This is a genomic window from Xanthobacter sediminis (genome assembly GCF_043195015.1).
GTDB lineage: Bacteria > Pseudomonadota > Alphaproteobacteria > Rhizobiales > Xanthobacteraceae > Xanthobacter.
In genome coordinates this window covers 1-16,007 of the sequence record NZ_JBAFWH010000033.1, presented here as the reverse complement: position 1 = coordinate 16,007, position 16,007 = coordinate 1, and the positions used below count along the sequence as shown (strand labels likewise).

General features: G+C 63.9%; 17 protein-coding genes. 11 read left to right on the top strand and 6 right to left on the bottom strand.

Annotation, left to right across the window (positions count from 1 at the left end; genetic code table 11):
• The 7 genes from V5F61_RS20680 to V5F61_RS20650 all read left to right on the top strand — a co-directional run.
• Positions 1-250, top strand: a 250-nt coding sequence (locus V5F61_RS20680; protein WP_394104079.1) for a ribbon-helix-helix protein, CopG family, incomplete at its 5' end; no start/stop codon positions are given.
• Positions 251-445: 195 nt separating this feature from the next.
• Complete coding sequence (locus tag V5F61_RS20675) at positions 446-1,324, top strand: helix-turn-helix domain-containing protein (protein ID WP_017502926.1); 879 nt, start codon at positions 446-448, stop codon at positions 1,322-1,324.
• Positions 1,325-1,568: 244 nt separating this feature from the next.
• Positions 1,569-2,192, top strand: coding sequence for a nucleotide-binding protein (locus V5F61_RS20670; protein ID WP_017502927.1), 624 nt, complete (start codon positions 1,569-1,571; stop codon positions 2,190-2,192).
• Positions 2,193-2,264: 72 nt separating this feature from the next.
• Entirely contained in the window at positions 2,265-2,540 is a 276-nt protein-coding gene (locus V5F61_RS20665) for a ribbon-helix-helix domain-containing protein (RefSeq protein WP_158877732.1), read from the top strand.
• A 78-nt stretch (positions 2,541-2,618) separates the two neighbouring features.
• Entirely contained in the window at positions 2,619-2,993 is a 375-nt protein-coding gene (locus tag V5F61_RS20660) for a type II toxin-antitoxin system RelE/ParE family toxin (RefSeq protein ID WP_017502929.1), read from the top strand.
• On the top strand, positions 2,986-3,303 hold the full coding sequence (locus V5F61_RS20655) for a helix-turn-helix domain-containing protein (protein WP_017502930.1): 318 nt from the start codon (positions 2,986-2,988) through the stop codon (positions 3,301-3,303). Before V5F61_RS20660 ends, V5F61_RS20655 begins: the two co-directional genes overlap by 8 nt.
• A 123-nt stretch (positions 3,304-3,426) precedes the next feature.
• Complete coding sequence (locus tag V5F61_RS20650) at positions 3,427-3,663, top strand: hypothetical protein (protein WP_017502931.1); 237 nt, start codon at positions 3,427-3,429, stop codon at positions 3,661-3,663.
• 80 nt (positions 3,664-3,743) lie between these two features.
• On the opposite strand, the gene V5F61_RS20645 is transcribed toward V5F61_RS20650, so the two are convergent.
• The 3 genes from V5F61_RS20645 to V5F61_RS20635 are packed head-to-tail and all read right to left on the bottom strand — an operon-like array spanning position 3,744 to position 6,111.
• The gene (locus tag V5F61_RS20645) at positions 3,744-4,133 is read right to left on the bottom strand and encodes a hypothetical protein (RefSeq protein WP_038293042.1); all 390 of its coding nucleotides are present in this window, start codon (positions 4,131-4,133) and stop codon (positions 3,744-3,746) included.
• A gap of 11 nt (positions 4,134-4,144) precedes the next feature.
• Entirely contained in the window at positions 4,145-5,809 is a 1,665-nt protein-coding gene (locus tag V5F61_RS20640) for a type IV secretory system conjugative DNA transfer family protein (RefSeq protein ID WP_026109553.1), read from the bottom strand.
• Positions 5,806-6,111: a hypothetical protein gene (locus V5F61_RS20635; protein ID WP_017502934.1), complete on the bottom strand. Its 306-nt coding sequence runs from the start codon at positions 6,109-6,111 to the stop codon at positions 5,806-5,808. Before V5F61_RS20635 ends, V5F61_RS20640 begins: the two co-directional genes overlap by 4 nt.
• Positions 6,112-6,382: 271 nt before the next feature.
• Here V5F61_RS20635 and traA point away from each other — a divergent pair, with 271 nt between their 5' ends.
• The 3 genes from traA to V5F61_RS20620 are packed head-to-tail and all read left to right on the top strand — an operon-like array spanning position 6,383 to position 11,449.
• Positions 6,383-10,123, top strand: coding sequence for a Ti-type conjugative transfer relaxase TraA (gene traA, locus V5F61_RS20630; RefSeq protein WP_026109554.1), 3,741 nt, complete (start codon positions 6,383-6,385; stop codon positions 10,121-10,123).
• An 11-nt stretch (positions 10,124-10,134) separates the two neighbouring features.
• Entirely contained in the window at positions 10,135-10,884 is a 750-nt protein-coding gene (locus V5F61_RS20625; RefSeq protein ID WP_017502936.1) for a DUF6118 family protein, read from the top strand.
• A gap of 16 nt (positions 10,885-10,900) precedes the next feature.
• Positions 10,901-11,449, top strand: coding sequence for an AAA family ATPase (locus tag V5F61_RS20620; protein WP_035227934.1), 549 nt, complete (start codon positions 10,901-10,903; stop codon positions 11,447-11,449).
• Positions 11,450-11,494: 45 nt separating this feature from the next.
• Here the strand turns inward: V5F61_RS20620 and V5F61_RS20615 are convergent, their stop codons facing one another.
• From V5F61_RS20615 to V5F61_RS20605, 3 genes are all read right to left on the bottom strand, one after another.
• Positions 11,495-12,052 (bottom strand): TetR/AcrR family transcriptional regulator, encoded by a 558-nt coding sequence (locus V5F61_RS20615; protein WP_017502940.1) that lies wholly within the window; start codon positions 12,050-12,052, stop codon positions 11,495-11,497.
• 15 nt (positions 12,053-12,067) lie between these two features.
• Positions 12,068-13,543 (bottom strand): MFS transporter, encoded by a 1,476-nt coding sequence (locus V5F61_RS20610; RefSeq protein WP_234832090.1) that lies wholly within the window; start codon positions 13,541-13,543, stop codon positions 12,068-12,070.
• A 340-nt stretch (positions 13,544-13,883) separates the two neighbouring features.
• The gene (locus tag V5F61_RS20605) at positions 13,884-15,212 is read right to left on the bottom strand and encodes an enoyl ACP reductase FabMG family protein (RefSeq protein ID WP_026109555.1); all 1,329 of its coding nucleotides are present in this window, start codon (positions 15,210-15,212) and stop codon (positions 13,884-13,886) included.
• 170 nt (positions 15,213-15,382) lie between these two features.
• Here V5F61_RS20605 and V5F61_RS20600 point away from each other — a divergent pair, with 170 nt between their 5' ends.
• Positions 15,383-15,949: a recombinase family protein gene (locus V5F61_RS20600; protein ID WP_046986025.1), complete on the top strand. Its 567-nt coding sequence runs from the start codon at positions 15,383-15,385 to the stop codon at positions 15,947-15,949.
• Positions 15,950-16,007 lie beyond the last annotated feature (58 nt).

Below are 16,007 nucleotides of genomic sequence, written 5' to 3'. Positions count from 1 at the left end.
AGGGATTGCAGAATCGGGCGGCTTGCTCTTAGTTGTAAACATGAAGGAACGCGCGGAAGAGATTCGCAGAGGCGTTGCCGCCCACAGGGCGCGGCAGATCGCGGCCGGCCGCGTGGCGTTGAATACCTATGTTCCGGGTGAGCTTGTCGAGGCAATCGACAGGATCAAGGAGCAACGGGGCGCGTCAGCACGCGCGCCGATCATCGAAGAAGCGTTGAGGTTCTATATCGAAGCGAAGCAAGGGACATAACGGCAAAACGCCCGACCGTTGGCGCGGTCGAGCGTTTTTGTAGGCCGTCAGACACACCGTAGAGCCGGGGCCATCAAAGTCTCCCCTTATCTACGCTAGAGCACTCCAATTCGCAAGATTGATTCTTGCGGAAACGGGAGCGCCGTGCCTGCCGTCCACAGTCGTCATGTCCTTCAAATGGAAGGACGAGGGCATATGTTAGGGACGCAATACGCGGCCGCGATCGGCTGCGCGCGCGGGAACGCGCTTGATGAAATCATGCGGGAGGTTTGGAGCCGATACGGCGCGGGCCAGCTCACCGACGACGAGGCCGGCGAGCTTACGACGCTCGCCCATGAGCGCCGGGCCGCCCTGCGGGGATCGGGACAGACCGCGCTAGGGCTGGTCTTCCCGCCCCCTGCCCCGCGCTGCCCGACACCAGTTCGCCGGCATAGCCATATCCGGGGGCGATCGGAGGGCCGGATATGGCGGCCGACGACGCGCAAGGACGTGCAGGCGATCTTGAAGGCGGCCGAAATCTACAACGAGGCCGGCTTGCGCGAGAAGGGCGAGCGCAGCGGCCCGCTAGGATCGGTGGCGCTGGACGTGCTGCGGCTGTTCGTCAATCTCATCGACTTCCGCACCGGCCGGCTAGAGCCGTCAATCACCACGATCATGGATCGGCTAGGCCGGTCGCGCGATACGATCGTGCGGGCGCTGAAGAACCTGCGGGCGCATGGTTTCATCGACTGGCTGCGGCGCTACGAGCCGACCGGCAACGAGGGGCGCGGCCCACAGGTCCAGCAGACGAGCAACGCCTACCGCCTGTCCCTGCCGGAGAAGGCCCGGCAGTTCCTTGGACGGTTCAGCAAGGCCCCGCCCCTGCCCGACGACCACAGCGCCGCACAGGAAGCCCGCGCGGCCGAGGTGGACGCCTACAAGAAGGCCCTGCCCCTCGATGAGCTGGCGCTGTCCGAGGCCGGCGATACCGCGCTAGGCCGGGCGCTGGCGGCCCTTGGGAAAGCTATCCAGAAACGTGAGTCCGATAACCAGACTGAATCCCCATCTGATCTTTATCTAAGAGGGCAAACATAAGCGGTCGCCGCTGTTCGGGCTGCTTTCGCAGCCCTGCGGCGGTTCCGATCCGCTTATAGGGCGGATCGGGAAACGGCACCCTCACCACCTAATCCGCACCGTTCGCGCCTGCGGCCAGCATCCTATGGGCTTTCGAGAGGGAGCGAGGGGCAAGGTCGGCGCTCAATCTTTGCTGTATTGCTGGCAATAAGGTATTTAAGCAAAGCTTCTTGCCGTCAATTCTCATTGCTGCTATGCCAGCAAAATGAAAACAATCGCTATTGTCAGCCAAAAGGGCGGGGCTGGAAAAACCACCCTCGCCCTGCATATCGCCACGGCCGCCGAGGCGGCCGGGCTTTCGGCCGCGATTATCGACCTCGATCCCCAAGCAAGCGCCGCCGGCTGGGGCGATAGCCGACAAGGCGAGGCCCCGGTTGTCGTTGCACTTCCTCACACCCGCTTGCCGCAAGGCTTGCAGGCTGCGACCGATGGCGGGGCCGAGCTAGTCGTGATCGACACCGCGCCGCACTCGGAAGCGGCGGCAATGGCCGCGACACGAGCGGCCGACTTGGTGTTGATCCCCTGCCGCGCCGGCATCCTTGATCTTCGCGCGATCGGAAGCACGGCCGAGCTGGTGAAGCTCGCCCAAAAACCGGCTTTTGTCGTTTTGAACGCCGTGCCGCCGCGCGCCACGCAGCTCTTGGCCGATGCGCGCGCCGCCGTTCAGGTTCACGATTTGGAGGTTGCCCCCGTTGCCTTCCAGCAGCGGGCGGCCTTCGGACATGCGCTCACGGCGGGCAAAACCGCGCCAGAGTATGAGCCGGGCGGCAAAGCCAGCGACGAAGTTTCCGAGTTGCTGGCTTGGCTCAGAAGTCAGTTGCCGATTTGACTGCAAAGCATATTGCTGGCAATGCAGTTAAATGCTATTGCTGGCAAACTGGCAATTTTACGAGATGAGGCCATGTCCAAAAGACCGAGTTTAGCCGAGAGCATGAAAGCCGTGGGCGCGCAGGCATCCCCTGCCGCTATCGTGGAATCCGTCGCCGGCATGGCGACGGCTCCGGGCGAGGGCAAGCGTTACCACGCCGCCACGCGGGCAGGGATGAAGCGATTGACGGTCGTTGTCGAGCCGGAGGACCATCGCCGGGTCAAGAGGCTATCAGCCGACACCGACCGTTCAATTGAAGACCTTATGCGAGAGGCGCTTGCCGACTTGCTGCAAAAGCATAATGCCTGATTGCTGGCAAGGCGGCGGGCGCGTAAGTGACGATAGCCTTGAAGTGTGGCGCTATGTGTTATATATGACGGGGCAACGGTGAGAGTCTTCAAGAGCAACAGGTTTCACAGGTTCGCCCGTAAGGAGAAAATCTCCGATGCGATGCTATGTGAGGCGATCGAGCGCGCCGAGCGTGGATTGATCGACGCCGATCTTGGAGCCGGCCTCATCAAGCAGCGTGTTGCACGGCCGGGCGCTGGAAGATCAGGCGGCTATAGGACGCTGATTTTCTTCCGGGCGGAAACGCGGGCGGTTTTCGCATTTGGGTTCGCGAAAAGCGACTTGGCGAACCTAGAGGACGACGAGGAAGCCGCGTTCAAGAGGGCGGCTAAGTTGGTGCTTGGGTTCTCCGATGCACAGATGGACGCGGAAGTAGCGGCGGGCCGAATGTTAGAGGTGAATTGCGATGGCTAAGGCATACAAGAGTGAGGCAATGGCGGCCGTCCATGAAATGATGGAGGGCTTTTATCAGTCTGGCGCGATCGACAAGCAGACGATGCGCGAGTTTGATGACGCCTGCCTGACAGCAGTTGAGCCGATGCCCCCCGAGGAAATCCGCGCAATCCGGGAGCGCGAACACCTGTCGCAACCAGTCTTTGCCCGGTATCTCAACGTGAGCAAGGGCCTCGTTTCGGATTGGGAGCGGGGTGTGAAGAAGCCGGGAGGCCCGGCGCTGCGGCTTCTGACAGTCATCCAGAAAAAGGGTGTTCAAGCGATTGCTTGATTGCTGGCAAAGAGGCAATTAGGCAATGTATTCGCCTGCAACCCGCCCCCGGCTGTCCCTACGGCCCTAGATGATGAGAGCGGGCCAGCCGGGGGCTAGCGCCGTGCCTGCGGAGGCCAAGCCATGACGACCAAGACGGCCGAAACGATCATCCGGGAGCTGGCGGCCCGACATGGGGTTGCCGTTCAGCGCACGGCGCTGGACGATTGGGCCGATGATGCCACCCGGCTTTCCGGCGACGATGGTGTTGTTGATGAAGTCGGGGAGCTGGTCGTTGCCTTACGGCGAGCGCAGGCCGTTGACGGGATCGAGCTGACCCGGCTCCATTCGCGTTATCTGGACGAACGGGACGCGGCGTAGCCGCCCGGCCCGGAGGCGAACGCGCCCCCATGTCGCGCTGTAGTGAGCCGGAGGGCCGCCAGTGACAAAGCCCCGGTGCGTCAGCGCCGGGACCGCTTTTCCCATCTGGCCGGCTCGGGCAGGGGGGCTTTGAGCATGTCGCGCAGCTCCGCTTTCATTTCCTCGCCCGAAATCCCCGGTCGGGGATCATCGGCCGCCGCCTCGATGCTGCGCTTGAGCAGTTCCCGGCGCAGATCGGCATGGGGTTCCAGCTCCTTATGCTCGCCCAAGATCACGAACACGGCTTCGGACGGATCAAGGAACGTGTCCTGTTCGATCAGATCGAGCAGCCACAGGGCCAGCGACGGCGGCAAATAGGCTTCAAATCGCAATCCACCCTCTGCGACCTGGTTGCGGAGCCACTTGGCTTGCTCGACGGCATGGGCCTTGTCGGCGGGATCGGGCCATTCGGGCGCATCGGTGTCGGTCATGGCTTCATCCTTCATGCTTGGTCGAACAGCCCCCGGAACTCTGCATCGGCGTAATAGGCGAGCTTGCCGGCGACGATCGGGCGTTGCCCGGCGAGGAACAGCAATTCGACATGCTGCGGCAGGTTGCGGACCTCATCGGGGGTCAGCAGCGGGCGGGCCGTGTGCTGCTCGCCGTAGGAAATGCCGGATTTGTCGGAATCGAGCGCCCGGCTCATGGTCTGGAACACCACGGTTTCCTGCCCGAGCAGATCGGAGACAAGGCGGGCGCTATCGTGATCGTTGACGCCGAACACCTGTAGGACGCCGGCGTTTGACAGGAAGGTGCCGGCGCGCTGCCCGTAGGTGGCGCGGAGCTGGTGAACGTCCTGCAGGATGGGCCAGAGCTGGACGCCGTAGCCGGCCATGAGGCCCATAGCGCGCTCGACGGGGGCCAGATGGCCGAGGGCGGCGAACTCATCGAGCAGATAGAGGACCGGCACGGCCGGCTTGGCGGGATCGCGGGCCATGTCGGTGAGGCTTTGCGCGACGAGCAGGCGCAGCCATCGCGAATAGGTGGCGAGGCGATCGGGCGGCAGGACGAGGAACACAGAGACGTTGCGGCGCTTGAGATCAGCAAAGCCGAAATCGGATCGGCCGAGGACCGCGACCATGCGCGGGCTGTCGAGGAAATGGGTATGGCGCTGCGCGGCCGAGAGGACGCCGGCCGCCTCGCGGTCGGATTTGCCGAGGTGGCGGTTTGCGGCGCGGGCGATCAGGCCGGAGGCGGCCATTGACGCCTGCATGTCCTTCAGGAGCGCGGCGAAGGTTTCAGGGGCGAGGGTGAGATATTCGCGCAGGGTGGCGAGGTTTCGCCTGTCGCGCGGCTCGCTGGCGGCAATATGGAGGATCAGGCCGGCAATGAGCGCCTTGGCTTCCTCGTTCCAATGCGCCTCGCCCGCCATGCCCGGTTCATCGAACACGAGGGCGTCGGCCAAGGTGCTTGCATCTTCCGCGACATCGAGGCCGGCCGGGTCGAGCCCTTCCAGCGGATTGAAGGCGGCCGAGGGCTGGCCGGTGACGCCGAAGGGGTCGAGGACATGGACCGGGCCGAACTGCTGGCGGGCGCGGCCGGCGATCTTGGCATTTTCGCCCTTGGGGTCGATGCAGATCACGGAGCGGTCGGCGGTGAGCAGGTTGGGGATGATGGTTCCCACCCCCTTGCCGGTGCGTGTCGGTGCCATCGTCAGCAGATGGGCCGGGCCGTCATAGCGCAGGAGCTTCCCGGTCTTGCCGTCGCGGCCGATCAGCAGGCCGGAATCGGCGCGGGCGAGGGCGGCGGTTTCCTTGTCGGTGGCGAAGCGGGCTGAGCCGTGGGTTTCGCCGTCCATATCCCCGAAATGGATAATCAGCGGATTGGTGAGGAAGCGGAAGGCGAGCGCCAGCAGCACCAGCAGCGTGACGAGATCGAGCAGGAGAACCGGAACCGAGCCGACGCGAAAGCCGATTTGTTCGAGAGCGAAGCGGCCGCCGAAGCCGAGGACGAACAGGACGATAACAAGGAGGAACAGAAGCCCGAGAAGCGGTTTCCAGATGCGGAAAGGTGCGGCGAGCAGAGCGACGAACGCCCATAGCGGATCACGCGCGGCCTGCCGCATCATGTTCTTGAACGCACCCCAAGCAAGTCTCGCCTGACTCATGCGGCCGTCCCCCCGGCGCTACCTGTCGTTTCCCCGGCCGGCGCGTTGCCGATCAGATCGGCAAACAGTTCCTTGTCACCGGGGCGCGTCAGGAAGTCGGGCAGCTCACGCTTGAGCCATTCGCCCAAGCGCCGGGCAAATTCTTCATCCTTGCCGTGTTCGAGGCGATGCAGGACGAGCGCGCCGAGCAGCACCTTGCGGCGCGTGTCGTTGGCGCGTTCCTGCTTGCCGAGCCGTGCCTTGAGGGCGGCGCGCTGCGCATCCAGTTGGGCTAGACGTTCTTCAATGGATTTGCGCGCCATTCCTCAAATCTCCTTTTCCGGTTGTTCGCCTAGACTATCATTCCCGGCCGTCTTTTCCAGTGTTTGCCTGTTGCGCTTGAGTTTTCGGCGGTTTTGCAGCACAATCCGGGCCTCAGTTTCATTGCATCGACCTAGCCGCAGCGCCACACCGAACAGCGAAAGAGCGAAGCAATTGAGTTGAGAAGGGCGCACTTACGAGTTACTGCGTAACTCAGCGCGCTGTCAGCTAGAAAGCTGACGGGAAAGGCGGAAACGGGATCGAGGCAACGGGTTGGCGATCTACCATTTCAGCATGAAGCCAGTTTCGCGGGCGAAGGGCCGTAGCGCCGTCGCCTCTATGGCTTATCGTGCCGGGGAGAAGTTGACCAACGAGCGCGACGGCATCACGCACGACTACACGGCAAAGCAGGGCGTCGAACATGCCGAGATCGTCTTGCCGGAAGGCGTCAACGCCGATTGGGCGCGGGATCGCTCGACGCTCTGGAACGCCGCCGAGTTTGCCGAGAAGCGGAAGGATGCCCGCGTTGCCCGCGAGTTCGAGGTTGCCTTGCCGCATGAGCTTTCGGCCGAGGAACGGCTAGAGGCGGCGCGGGAGATGGCGCAGGAGCTGGCCGACCGCTACGGCGCGGCCGTGGATTTCGCCATTCATGCACCGCACGAGGCGAGCGACGTTCGCAATCACCATGCCCATATCCTTATGACCACGCGGCAGGTGACGGAGAACGGGCTAGGCGACAAGACCTATCTTGAGCGCGAAAACAAATGGCTGCTGGCGCACGACCTGCCGACGACCGATATGCAGCTCCGCGACCTTCGCCAGAGGTGGGAGGGGATCGCCAACGAGCGGCTTGCAATGGCCGGGCTTGATATTCGGATCGACCATCGTTCGCACATGGAGCGCGGGCTTGAGATCGCGCCGACCGAGCATATGGGCGTCCATGCCTCGCAGATGGAACGGCGCGGCCTCGACGTGTCGCGGTCGCGGCTGGACGAGGATGCGGCCCGGCGCAATGCCGAGCTGATCCGGGAGAAGCCCGAGCAGGTTCTAACCCTCATCACCGGGGAAAAGAGCGTGTTCGATCGCCACGACGTTGCGCGGGCGCTGCATCGCTACATCAACGACGACCCGCAGGAGTTCCAGAGCGCCTTTGCGAAGGTGATGGCCTCGCCGGCGCTGGTCGAGTTGCAGCCCGAGCGCGCGGACCCGGCAACGGGCGAGATCGAGCTTGCTCGCTATTCCACCCGCGAAATGGTCGAGATCGAATCCGGCATGATCGAGAGCGCGCAGCGGATGCACGCGGCTCATGGTCATGGCGTCGATCGCCGGCATGTCGAGCGGGCGATAGATGCCCAAGACGCCGCCATTCGGTCGAGCGTTTCCCATGACACGGCCGGGAAGGTTGCGCGGGGCGAGCTGGACGCCGGCGAACGTGAACGCCAGATCGAGACGGCGCGACTTTCGGACGAGCAGCGCCGGGCGATCGAGCATATCACCGGGCCGGAGCGGATCGCGGCCGTTGTCGGTTATGCCGGCGCTGGCAAGTCCACCATGCTCGCGGCCGCGCGCGAGGCGTGGGAGGCCGAAGGCTATCAGGTCCACGGCGCGGCCCTGTCGGGGAAGGCGGCCGAGGGCTTGGAGGAAAGTTCCGGCATCCAGAGCCGCACCCTCGCATCATGGTCCCGCGGTTGGGAGAACGACCGCGGCACGATCGGCCGCGGCGACGTGTTCGTGATCGACGAGGCGGGCATGGTCGGGAGCCGCCAGCTCGCCCGCTTCGTTGGCGAGGCCGAGGCGCGCGGGGCGAAGATCGTCCTTGTAGGCGACCATGAGCAGTTGCAGGCGATCGGGGCCGGCGCACCGTTCCGGGCGATCACGGAGGAAATCGGCCATGCCGAGCTGTCGGAGATTCGCCGGCAGCGCGTGGACTGGCAGCGGGACGCTTCCATTGACTTCGCCACGCACCGGACGGCCGAGGGGCTGGCGGCCTATCGGGATCACGGCAATATCAGCTTTGCCGAGACAGGCGAGGACGCGCGCGGCCAGATCGTGCGGGACTACCTTGCCGATCGCGATGAACGTCCGGACGGCACCCGGGTTGCGATGGCGCATCGCCGGGCCGATGTTCGCGCCATCAATGACGCGATCCGGGCCGAGCTACAGGACCGGGGTGTTTTGGCACGGGGCGAGCTGGCGCGCGTGGCCGACGACAGCCTTGCGCCGGGCGACGTCGCCCATGAGCGGGAAGGGCCGGGCCGGGCGCTGACCTTCCAGACCAATACCGGGCAGAGGGAGTTCGCGCCGGGCGACCGCATCGTGTTCTTGGAGAACAACCGCGACCTTGGCGTGAAAAACGGGATGCTAGGCACGGTCGAGCATGTCGAGGCGGGCCGGATCGTCGCGCAGCTCGACGGCCGGGGCGGCGATAGTGTTTCCGTGCCGATGGGCGACTATCAGGCGATCGACCACGGTTATGCGACGACGATTCACAAAAATCAGGGGGCGACGGTCGATCGCTCCTATGTGATGGCGTCGGGGACGATGGACCGGCATCTAACCTATGTCGCCATGACCCGGCATCGTGACGGGGTGCAGCTCTACGCGGCACAGGACGAGTTCACCAATGCCGGCCGGCTGGTCGAGCATGGGGCCGCGCCCTTCGAGCATGACCCGCAGAAGTCCGACAGCTATTTCGTGACGCTGGAAAACGACAAGGGCGAGCAGCGCACCCTATGGGGCGTCGATCTAGAGCGGGCCATGAAGGAGGCCGCGCCGGAGATCGGGGAGAAGATCGGCCTACAGCATGAGGGTTCCACCCCCGTCACCTTGCCCGATGGGACGCAGACGCACCGCAACACATGGAAGGTTCAGGACGCCGGCGAGCTGGCCTATAGCCAGCTAGAACGCCGCCTGTCCCGGTCGGGCGTGAAGGAAACGACGCTCGACTATACCCGCGACTTTGCCGAGCGGCGCGGGATCGCGGAGCAAATGGGCGTCCGCAGCGAGATCGAGATTCCGGCCGAGCGCGCCGGGCTACGTGCGGAACGGGAGTCGACGGCCGGGGATCACGCCCTTGAGCGGAGATCCTCGCAAAAAGTCGGCGCGGATCTCGCGCAGGATCTTCGTGCAGATCCGCGCGAAGATCTCGCCAGCGATCGACAGCAGCGCCGCAATCCGTTCGAGGGCCTGAAACTCGGGCGCGGCGCGGCGGCCGAGAGCCGCGAGCCAGACCGCGCCGGCGAGGACGGCCCGCAGATCGACCAGAAACGGCCGCAGCAGGCCGAGAAGCAGCGGCGCGGTATGTTCGCCGGCCTCAAGCTCAATGCACGCCCTGCGCCCTCACAGGAGCGCGGCGAGGCATCGCGGATGCAGCGACGGCCGGAAAGGGAAGGGAGCTTGCGGCAGGCGCCGGCGCCCGACCGGCTGGCCGAGCGGGCGCGGGGGCAGTCGCCGCTTGAGCAGGCCGTTGACCGCTATTCGCGGGCCTATCAGTCGATCGACCAGCACCGGCGCGAGGGCCTGCCGGTCCTCGACATGCAGCGGCAGGAAATGGGCGATGCCGGCCAGCAGCTCGACCAGGTGCGCGACGGCATGAAAGATTTGATGCGTTCGACCCTGCAAAACGACCCGGCGACGGCGCGCGCCATGACCGAGCTTTCCGGCCGGGAGCGTGTCGCGCAGGTGATCGACGGGATGAAGCGCGAAAACGCCGCGCTGCAAGACCCGAATGTCAGGGCCGAGCGGTTTGTTGAACGCTGGCAGGAACTACAGGGCCAGCGCCGGGAGCTTCGCGGCTGGCAGCACGACGATGCCCGCGCCAAGGTCGAAAGCCAGATGAACGGCCTGACCAAGAGCCTCGAACGTGACCCGCAGGTAGATTCCATCCTGCGCAATCGCCGGCAGGAGCTTGGAATCGGGCAGGAGCTTCGCCGGGGGCAGAGCATCGCCCATCAGCTACAAGAAGAAATGTCACGCAGCCGGCAGATTAGCCGGGGCATCGGTTTGGGAAGGTAGGCACGGAGAATATGACGGAGCTGGACGACGACAGGGAAGGAATCGCACGGCAAGCACTGGACGAGGACGCCGGCGACCCGGCCGCCGCGTTCGATGCGCTCCGGCGCACGATCGAGACGCAGGGCGCGCAGATCGGCGCGGAAATGACCGTGATGCGGCGTGGGCTGGAAGCGGCTTTCGACCAGCTCGAAAAGATCGAGCCGGCGCAGGACTACAAGCCCCAGCTCGCCCAGCTCGTGCAGGCGCTCGACACTGTTGCGGAGCGGATGCACGGCGTAGAGCAATCGCCTATTCTCCGGCAGGGCGCGACGCACTATGCGGCGCTCCTCGAGCGCAGCGGCGAGGCCCTGATACGCACCGCCGCGCAACAGCTCGAGCGGCAGGCGTCCGACCTCGAGCGCGCCGGCCGCAATCTTTCGGCGCACGTCGCCGGCGCGCGGGAGCGTAGCCGGCAAGATTGGTGGCTTGTCGCCGCTTTCGCGGTCGGCCTGCTCGCCGGCGCGCTGGTGATGTTGTTCCTTCCGCGCCTGTTGCCGTTCTCGGCCGCGCCGCGTGTCGCCAGCGTCGTCATGGGCGAAAGGCCGTGGCAGGCCGGTATGAGCCTCATGGCGTTCGGCAGCCCGGAAGCGTGGCAGCGCGTGGCCTCGGCCGACCAGCTCCTTGAAACGAACAGGGAGGCGGTAGCGGCTTGTTGGGAGGCCGCGCGCACGGCCGGCGAGGATCAGCGATGCACGATCACGGTGAAAGCGCCGGCGCAGTAGTGTGGAAGGAGTTTCTATGGCTAACGCTCAACATATGTTCGTCGTGACTGGCGGCCCCGGTTCCGGCAAAAGCAGCCTGATTGACGCCATGACCCGGCGCGGCTTCCGCACGATGCCCGAGGCCGGCCGGGCGATCATACAAGATCAAGTCAGGATCGGCGGGCCAGCCTTGCCTTGGGCGGATCGGGCCATCTTTGCCGAACTCATGTTGGGTTGGGAGCTGCGTTCCTATCACGAGGCTCTTGCGAGTGACGCGCCTGTCCTGATGGATCGCGGGATTCCTGATGTTGTCGGCTATCTTACGCTCTGCGGCCTGCCTGTCCCGGCTCATATTGAGGCGGCGGCGAAAATTCATCCCTACAACGAGCGGGTTTTCCTCGCCCCGTATTGGGGTGCCATTTTCGCGCAGGACGCCGAGCGCAAGCAGGACCGGCAGGAGGCCGAGGCGACCGGCCGAGTCATGGCCGAAACTTACACCCGGCTTGGCTATCAGATTGTAGAGCTGCCGCTGGTAGGGATCGAGCAGCGCGCCGACTTCATCGCGGAACGTCTGCAAGCCGGGTGAAGCAGGCTAAAACTGTCGCATGTTTTGGGAGTTTCGCGACAAAGTCTATGAGTTCTTACTATCTCGCGTCATGCTTTCGGCCATCGTCACCAGCTCACGACAGACACGCTCCTTGAGCTTGGCCGGCAATGGCCGGTTGGACATTGCCTCGTGGACCCACAGGCCATCAGCAGCAAGACGGGCGACGAAGCGCGCGAGGGCTGCCGGATCGTCGTCGTCAGGAACCGGCGGCGACCAGCGGTCAAGAACGCCCTGCCATAAGGAATCAAGGTCCGGCTCGCCGGCGCTTTCCAGCATCATCAGAAGTTCGACGCGGCGGGCCATCTGCGCGCAGCTCTGGATATAGGCCGCATCGCGTTCGGCCGGCTCCACCGTGTCGGCTTTGCCGCCCGCGATCTTCTCCATGCCCGCCTCCCATTGGTCGGCAAGATGTTGGTGGGCCGCGAGGATAAGCGCCTCCCGCGACGGGAAGTGGTAGAGCAAGCCGCCGCGCGTCAGCCCGGTTTCGGCCGCAACGGCGTCGAAGGTGACAGCGGTAATGCCGTCACGCTCGACAATGGCGATGATCGCGTCGAGGATTTTCCTGCGATTGCTGGTCCGCATGATGCCCTCCGCGAACTAGTGGGATGATGGATAGAGCGAGGATTGCGACCCCGGCCCGTAACGGCGCAGAAGAACCCCGGTCACGATCGCGCCGGCCGCCAATAGCGCAGCCCCGACATACATCACCACCAGATAGGCATTGTCGAAGGCAGCGGATGCAGCCGCGACGAGCGCCGGCCCGTTTGCCGTGTCTCCGGCCGCCAGCGTGAGAGCGGTGGCGATGTTGTCGCGCGCTTCCACGGGAGCGCCTTCGGGCAGGGCGATCCCGAGTGTATAGAGCGCCGAAAGCAGACTACCGAGAATGGCGACGGCGAGCAGGCCGCCGAACTCGTAGGACACTTCCTCGACCGAGGCGGCCATGCCGGCGCGATGCACGGGCGCGTTGCCGATGATGGCCGTGGACGCGACCGACGCAGCGGCTCCAAGCCCCGCGCCGGTCAGGAACATACCTGCAAGCACCCATCCCGTTCCCTGCGACAGTCCCCACGCCGTCAGCAGCACGGCGAGCGACCCCGCCCCAAGCCCTCCCGCGATCAGGTAGAGCAGGCCAATGCGGTGCAGCAGCGCGCCGCCGAGCAGCGCGGTCGGCAACGAGCCGATGGCGGCGGCGGAAACCAGCAAGCCGGCCTCCAGCGGGGAATAGCCGGCGACGAGTTGGAACCGCTGCGTCGTCACGAGCTGGATACCGCCCAAGGCGAACATCATCATGGCGGCGGCCAGCACGCCAGACGAAAAGGCCGGGTTGCGGAAAATCGAGAAGTCGAGCAGCGGAAACGGCAAGCGCGCTTGTCGCCGGACGAACAGGAAGCCCGCCGCTGCGGTGACGAGCAAGGCCGCGCTCAATACGGCCGAAGACGGATTGGCGCTGGCCGCGTCCTTGATTGCGATCACGAGCGCGGACAGCGCGGCCAATGCCAGAACTGATGACAGCAAGTCCCACGGCCGCGAGCCGTCGCCGGCGACCTTCGGCGCGACCAGCAGCGTCCCGATGAAAGCCGCGATCACCACCGGAACATTGATAAGGAAGACTGACCCCCACCAGAAATGTTCGAGCAGCAATCCCCCGATGATCGGGCCTATGGCGGCCCCCACGATCGAGATGGAACCCCATATGGCGATAGCGATGTTGCGCTCGCGCTCGACGGTGAAGGTGATGCGGATCAGGGCCAATGTGGCGGGCATCATGGCAGATGCCCCGATGGCGAGGAAGGCGCGGGCGGCGATCAGCACTTCCGGCGTGGGGGAGAACGCAGCCACGATGGACGCGATGCCGAACAGGACAAGGCCGGCGAGGAACATTGTGCGATGGCCGATGCGGTCGCCAAGCGTTCCGGCACCGAGCAGCAGGCCGGCCATGACCAGCGGATAGGCGTTGATGATCCATAGCCCCTGCGTGGTCGTCGCCCCGAGTTCGCGGGTGAGCGTCGGAAGGGCGGTATAGAGGACGGAGTTGTCGAGGGTGATGAGCAGCAGGCCGGCAGCCACCGTCACCAGCAAGAGCCATCGGTTTGAATGTGAGGCCGTCATTGGGAATCCATCCGGTTTGAGCAGCCGTCGCTATACATTCTAGATTGTAAAATTTCAACTCAAAAAGCTCGGTCAGTTGTCGCGGAAATCCTGATTTTTGCGACAAAATCGCCGGCGCTGATTTTTCAGGAGAAATTCTGTCGCGAAAATCAGGTGCGAAAGTGATAGATTCGCGACTGATTTTTGCGACACGTCGCGGCCCGGATTCCGGGCCGCTGCGGACGTGATGCAGGTTTCAGGATTTGCGCGACAGACAGCCTCGCTTTTCGGCGGCTAGAGCATATGCCTCCGACTGTGCAAGGTGTCAGTCCGCACTCCCCCCGCTTGCTGCGATGAGTCGACGTGCAACCAGATCGTGGTTCAGCCACAGGACAGGTCCGGAGGGTTCGCTGGCCTCGCCAAAGATCAACTGGCCGACCGCCTTGACCACATGATGGCTCAAGACGTCGCTCACGAGAATTCTTTTATCTTTGTGCAGTTGCACGATCTCTTGTGATGTGCCGATGGTCTGCTCCGCCTGAGTGGCGCTATTCGGCAGCGGCCAAAGGTCGAAGTCATAATAGGGCTGCATCGCCTCGTTGTTCTGATAGTCCAAAACCATCTGTAGCAGGGCTTCGAGCGTCACGCCGTCTTTCAGCAGGTCTTGGCATCCTTGCCAAAGCACCTCGACCCAGCCTCCACCGCCTTCTTTCTTCAGCGCGCCCAGCAACGGTAGGAGCGACAGTTCGAGCCCGGCGAATACATCGGAGGAATTGGTGCGGATTTCGGGGCAATTGAACACTGTGGCTTTTATGCCTTTGCGCCACGCAGCTTCGGCAACACCTTCAAGACGCATCTTCGCATAGCCTTGAGTGTAGTTGGTATAAGTCTGCCAGCGATAGCTGCCGCCAATCAGAACTTCGGTGCCGTGATAGCCATAGGCGGTGTAACGAACCTGTCCGCCGGCCGCCCAGATCCGGGTACGGATGGCAGAGCTGGCCTCAAGCAGGTAGCCAAAGGTATTAGCCGAAACCTCGTCAAAGTTTTGCAAAACGAGCTTCCCGAGATCGCTTTCGATCAGCGACTGCGACGACATATGTCGCGCGCCACGACCCTTGTAGATGCGGTTTACGATAGCGAGAACGACCTTGGCCTTCGGGATACCACCTGCCATTGTGTGTGCGAAGAAGACGTTCCTGCCGTCGGGGATCAGGTCATCGAGTTCCGCCATAACTGCGTCGAGCGCGGTCTTGAACCGTGTCAATCCAACCTCGTGGCAGCGCGCAATATAGTCCCAATCGAGGGTATCGGTCTGCCAGGTGTCGAGAGTCATCTTCCCGAGAAGATCAGTTGGGGTAGGACCGCCTTCGGGAGCATCGAGATCAAAGCCTGCCATCAGCGGAGTGTTGATAATCTTGCCGCCGAGATTGGCTTCAGCCGCAGCCAGTTCGTCATCAGCCAAGGCGCGCAATGCGTTATTCTCCTCGCGACGGCCGACTGTGACTCCCAGGATGGTCATGCCCGCAGCCTTGGCCTCGTCAAGCAGACCGGCTGCATAGCCACGGCCAAACAGCTCGCCAAAAAGCACGAAGAAATCTCCCTTACGGAAGAGAGTATTGGGGTTCATGGTTTTTTGCGGTGTGAGATTCGTCATATCAGCCTTTGCAATTTGGGGATGCTTTCGGAGCGAAACGTCAAGCATCCGAGATGGCCCATTGTCGCAGAAGTCCCGAAACCCGCGACAGTCGCAGAATAGGGATTTTCGCGACGAGATGCACCCGCTAGATTCGGGCGGTGAGCATAGCAGCGAAAGCCCCCTGCCCCATGATGATCGGATATGCGCGCGTCTCGACCGACGGCCAGACCCTTGACCAGCAGCGCGCGGAGCTGAAAGCGGCAGGCTGCAAGCGCATCTTTGAGGAAAAGGCATCCGGCGCGCATCGCGGCCGCCCCGAGCTGGCGAAGATGCTGGACCATTTGCAGCCCGGCAACGTGGTGACGGTGACGCGGCTCGATCGCCTCGCCCGATCGACGCGCGATCTTCTCGACATAGCCGAGCGGATCGGCCACGCCGAGGCCGGCTTGCGATCGCTGGCCGAGCCGTGGGCCGACACGACGACGCCGGCGGGGCGCATGGTGCTGACCTTCTTCGCCGGCGTTGCCGAGTTCGAGCGCAGCTTGATCCACGAGCGCACGAGCGCCGGCCGGGCCGCTGCGAAGGCGAAGGGTGTTCGCTTCGGCCGCCCCCCTACCCTTTCGGCCGAGCAGATCGCACACGCCCGCCAGCTCATCAGCGAGGACAAGAAGCCGGCCGAGGTTGCCCGGCTGTTAGGTGTGCATCGCGCTACCCTCTATCGGGCTTTAGAACGCAATGACGTGAATACGCATTGACGTTACTGCGTTTAGTTGCCCTGCCCTAGAAGTAGTGCCTTTCCCGGTTCTTCCCGCA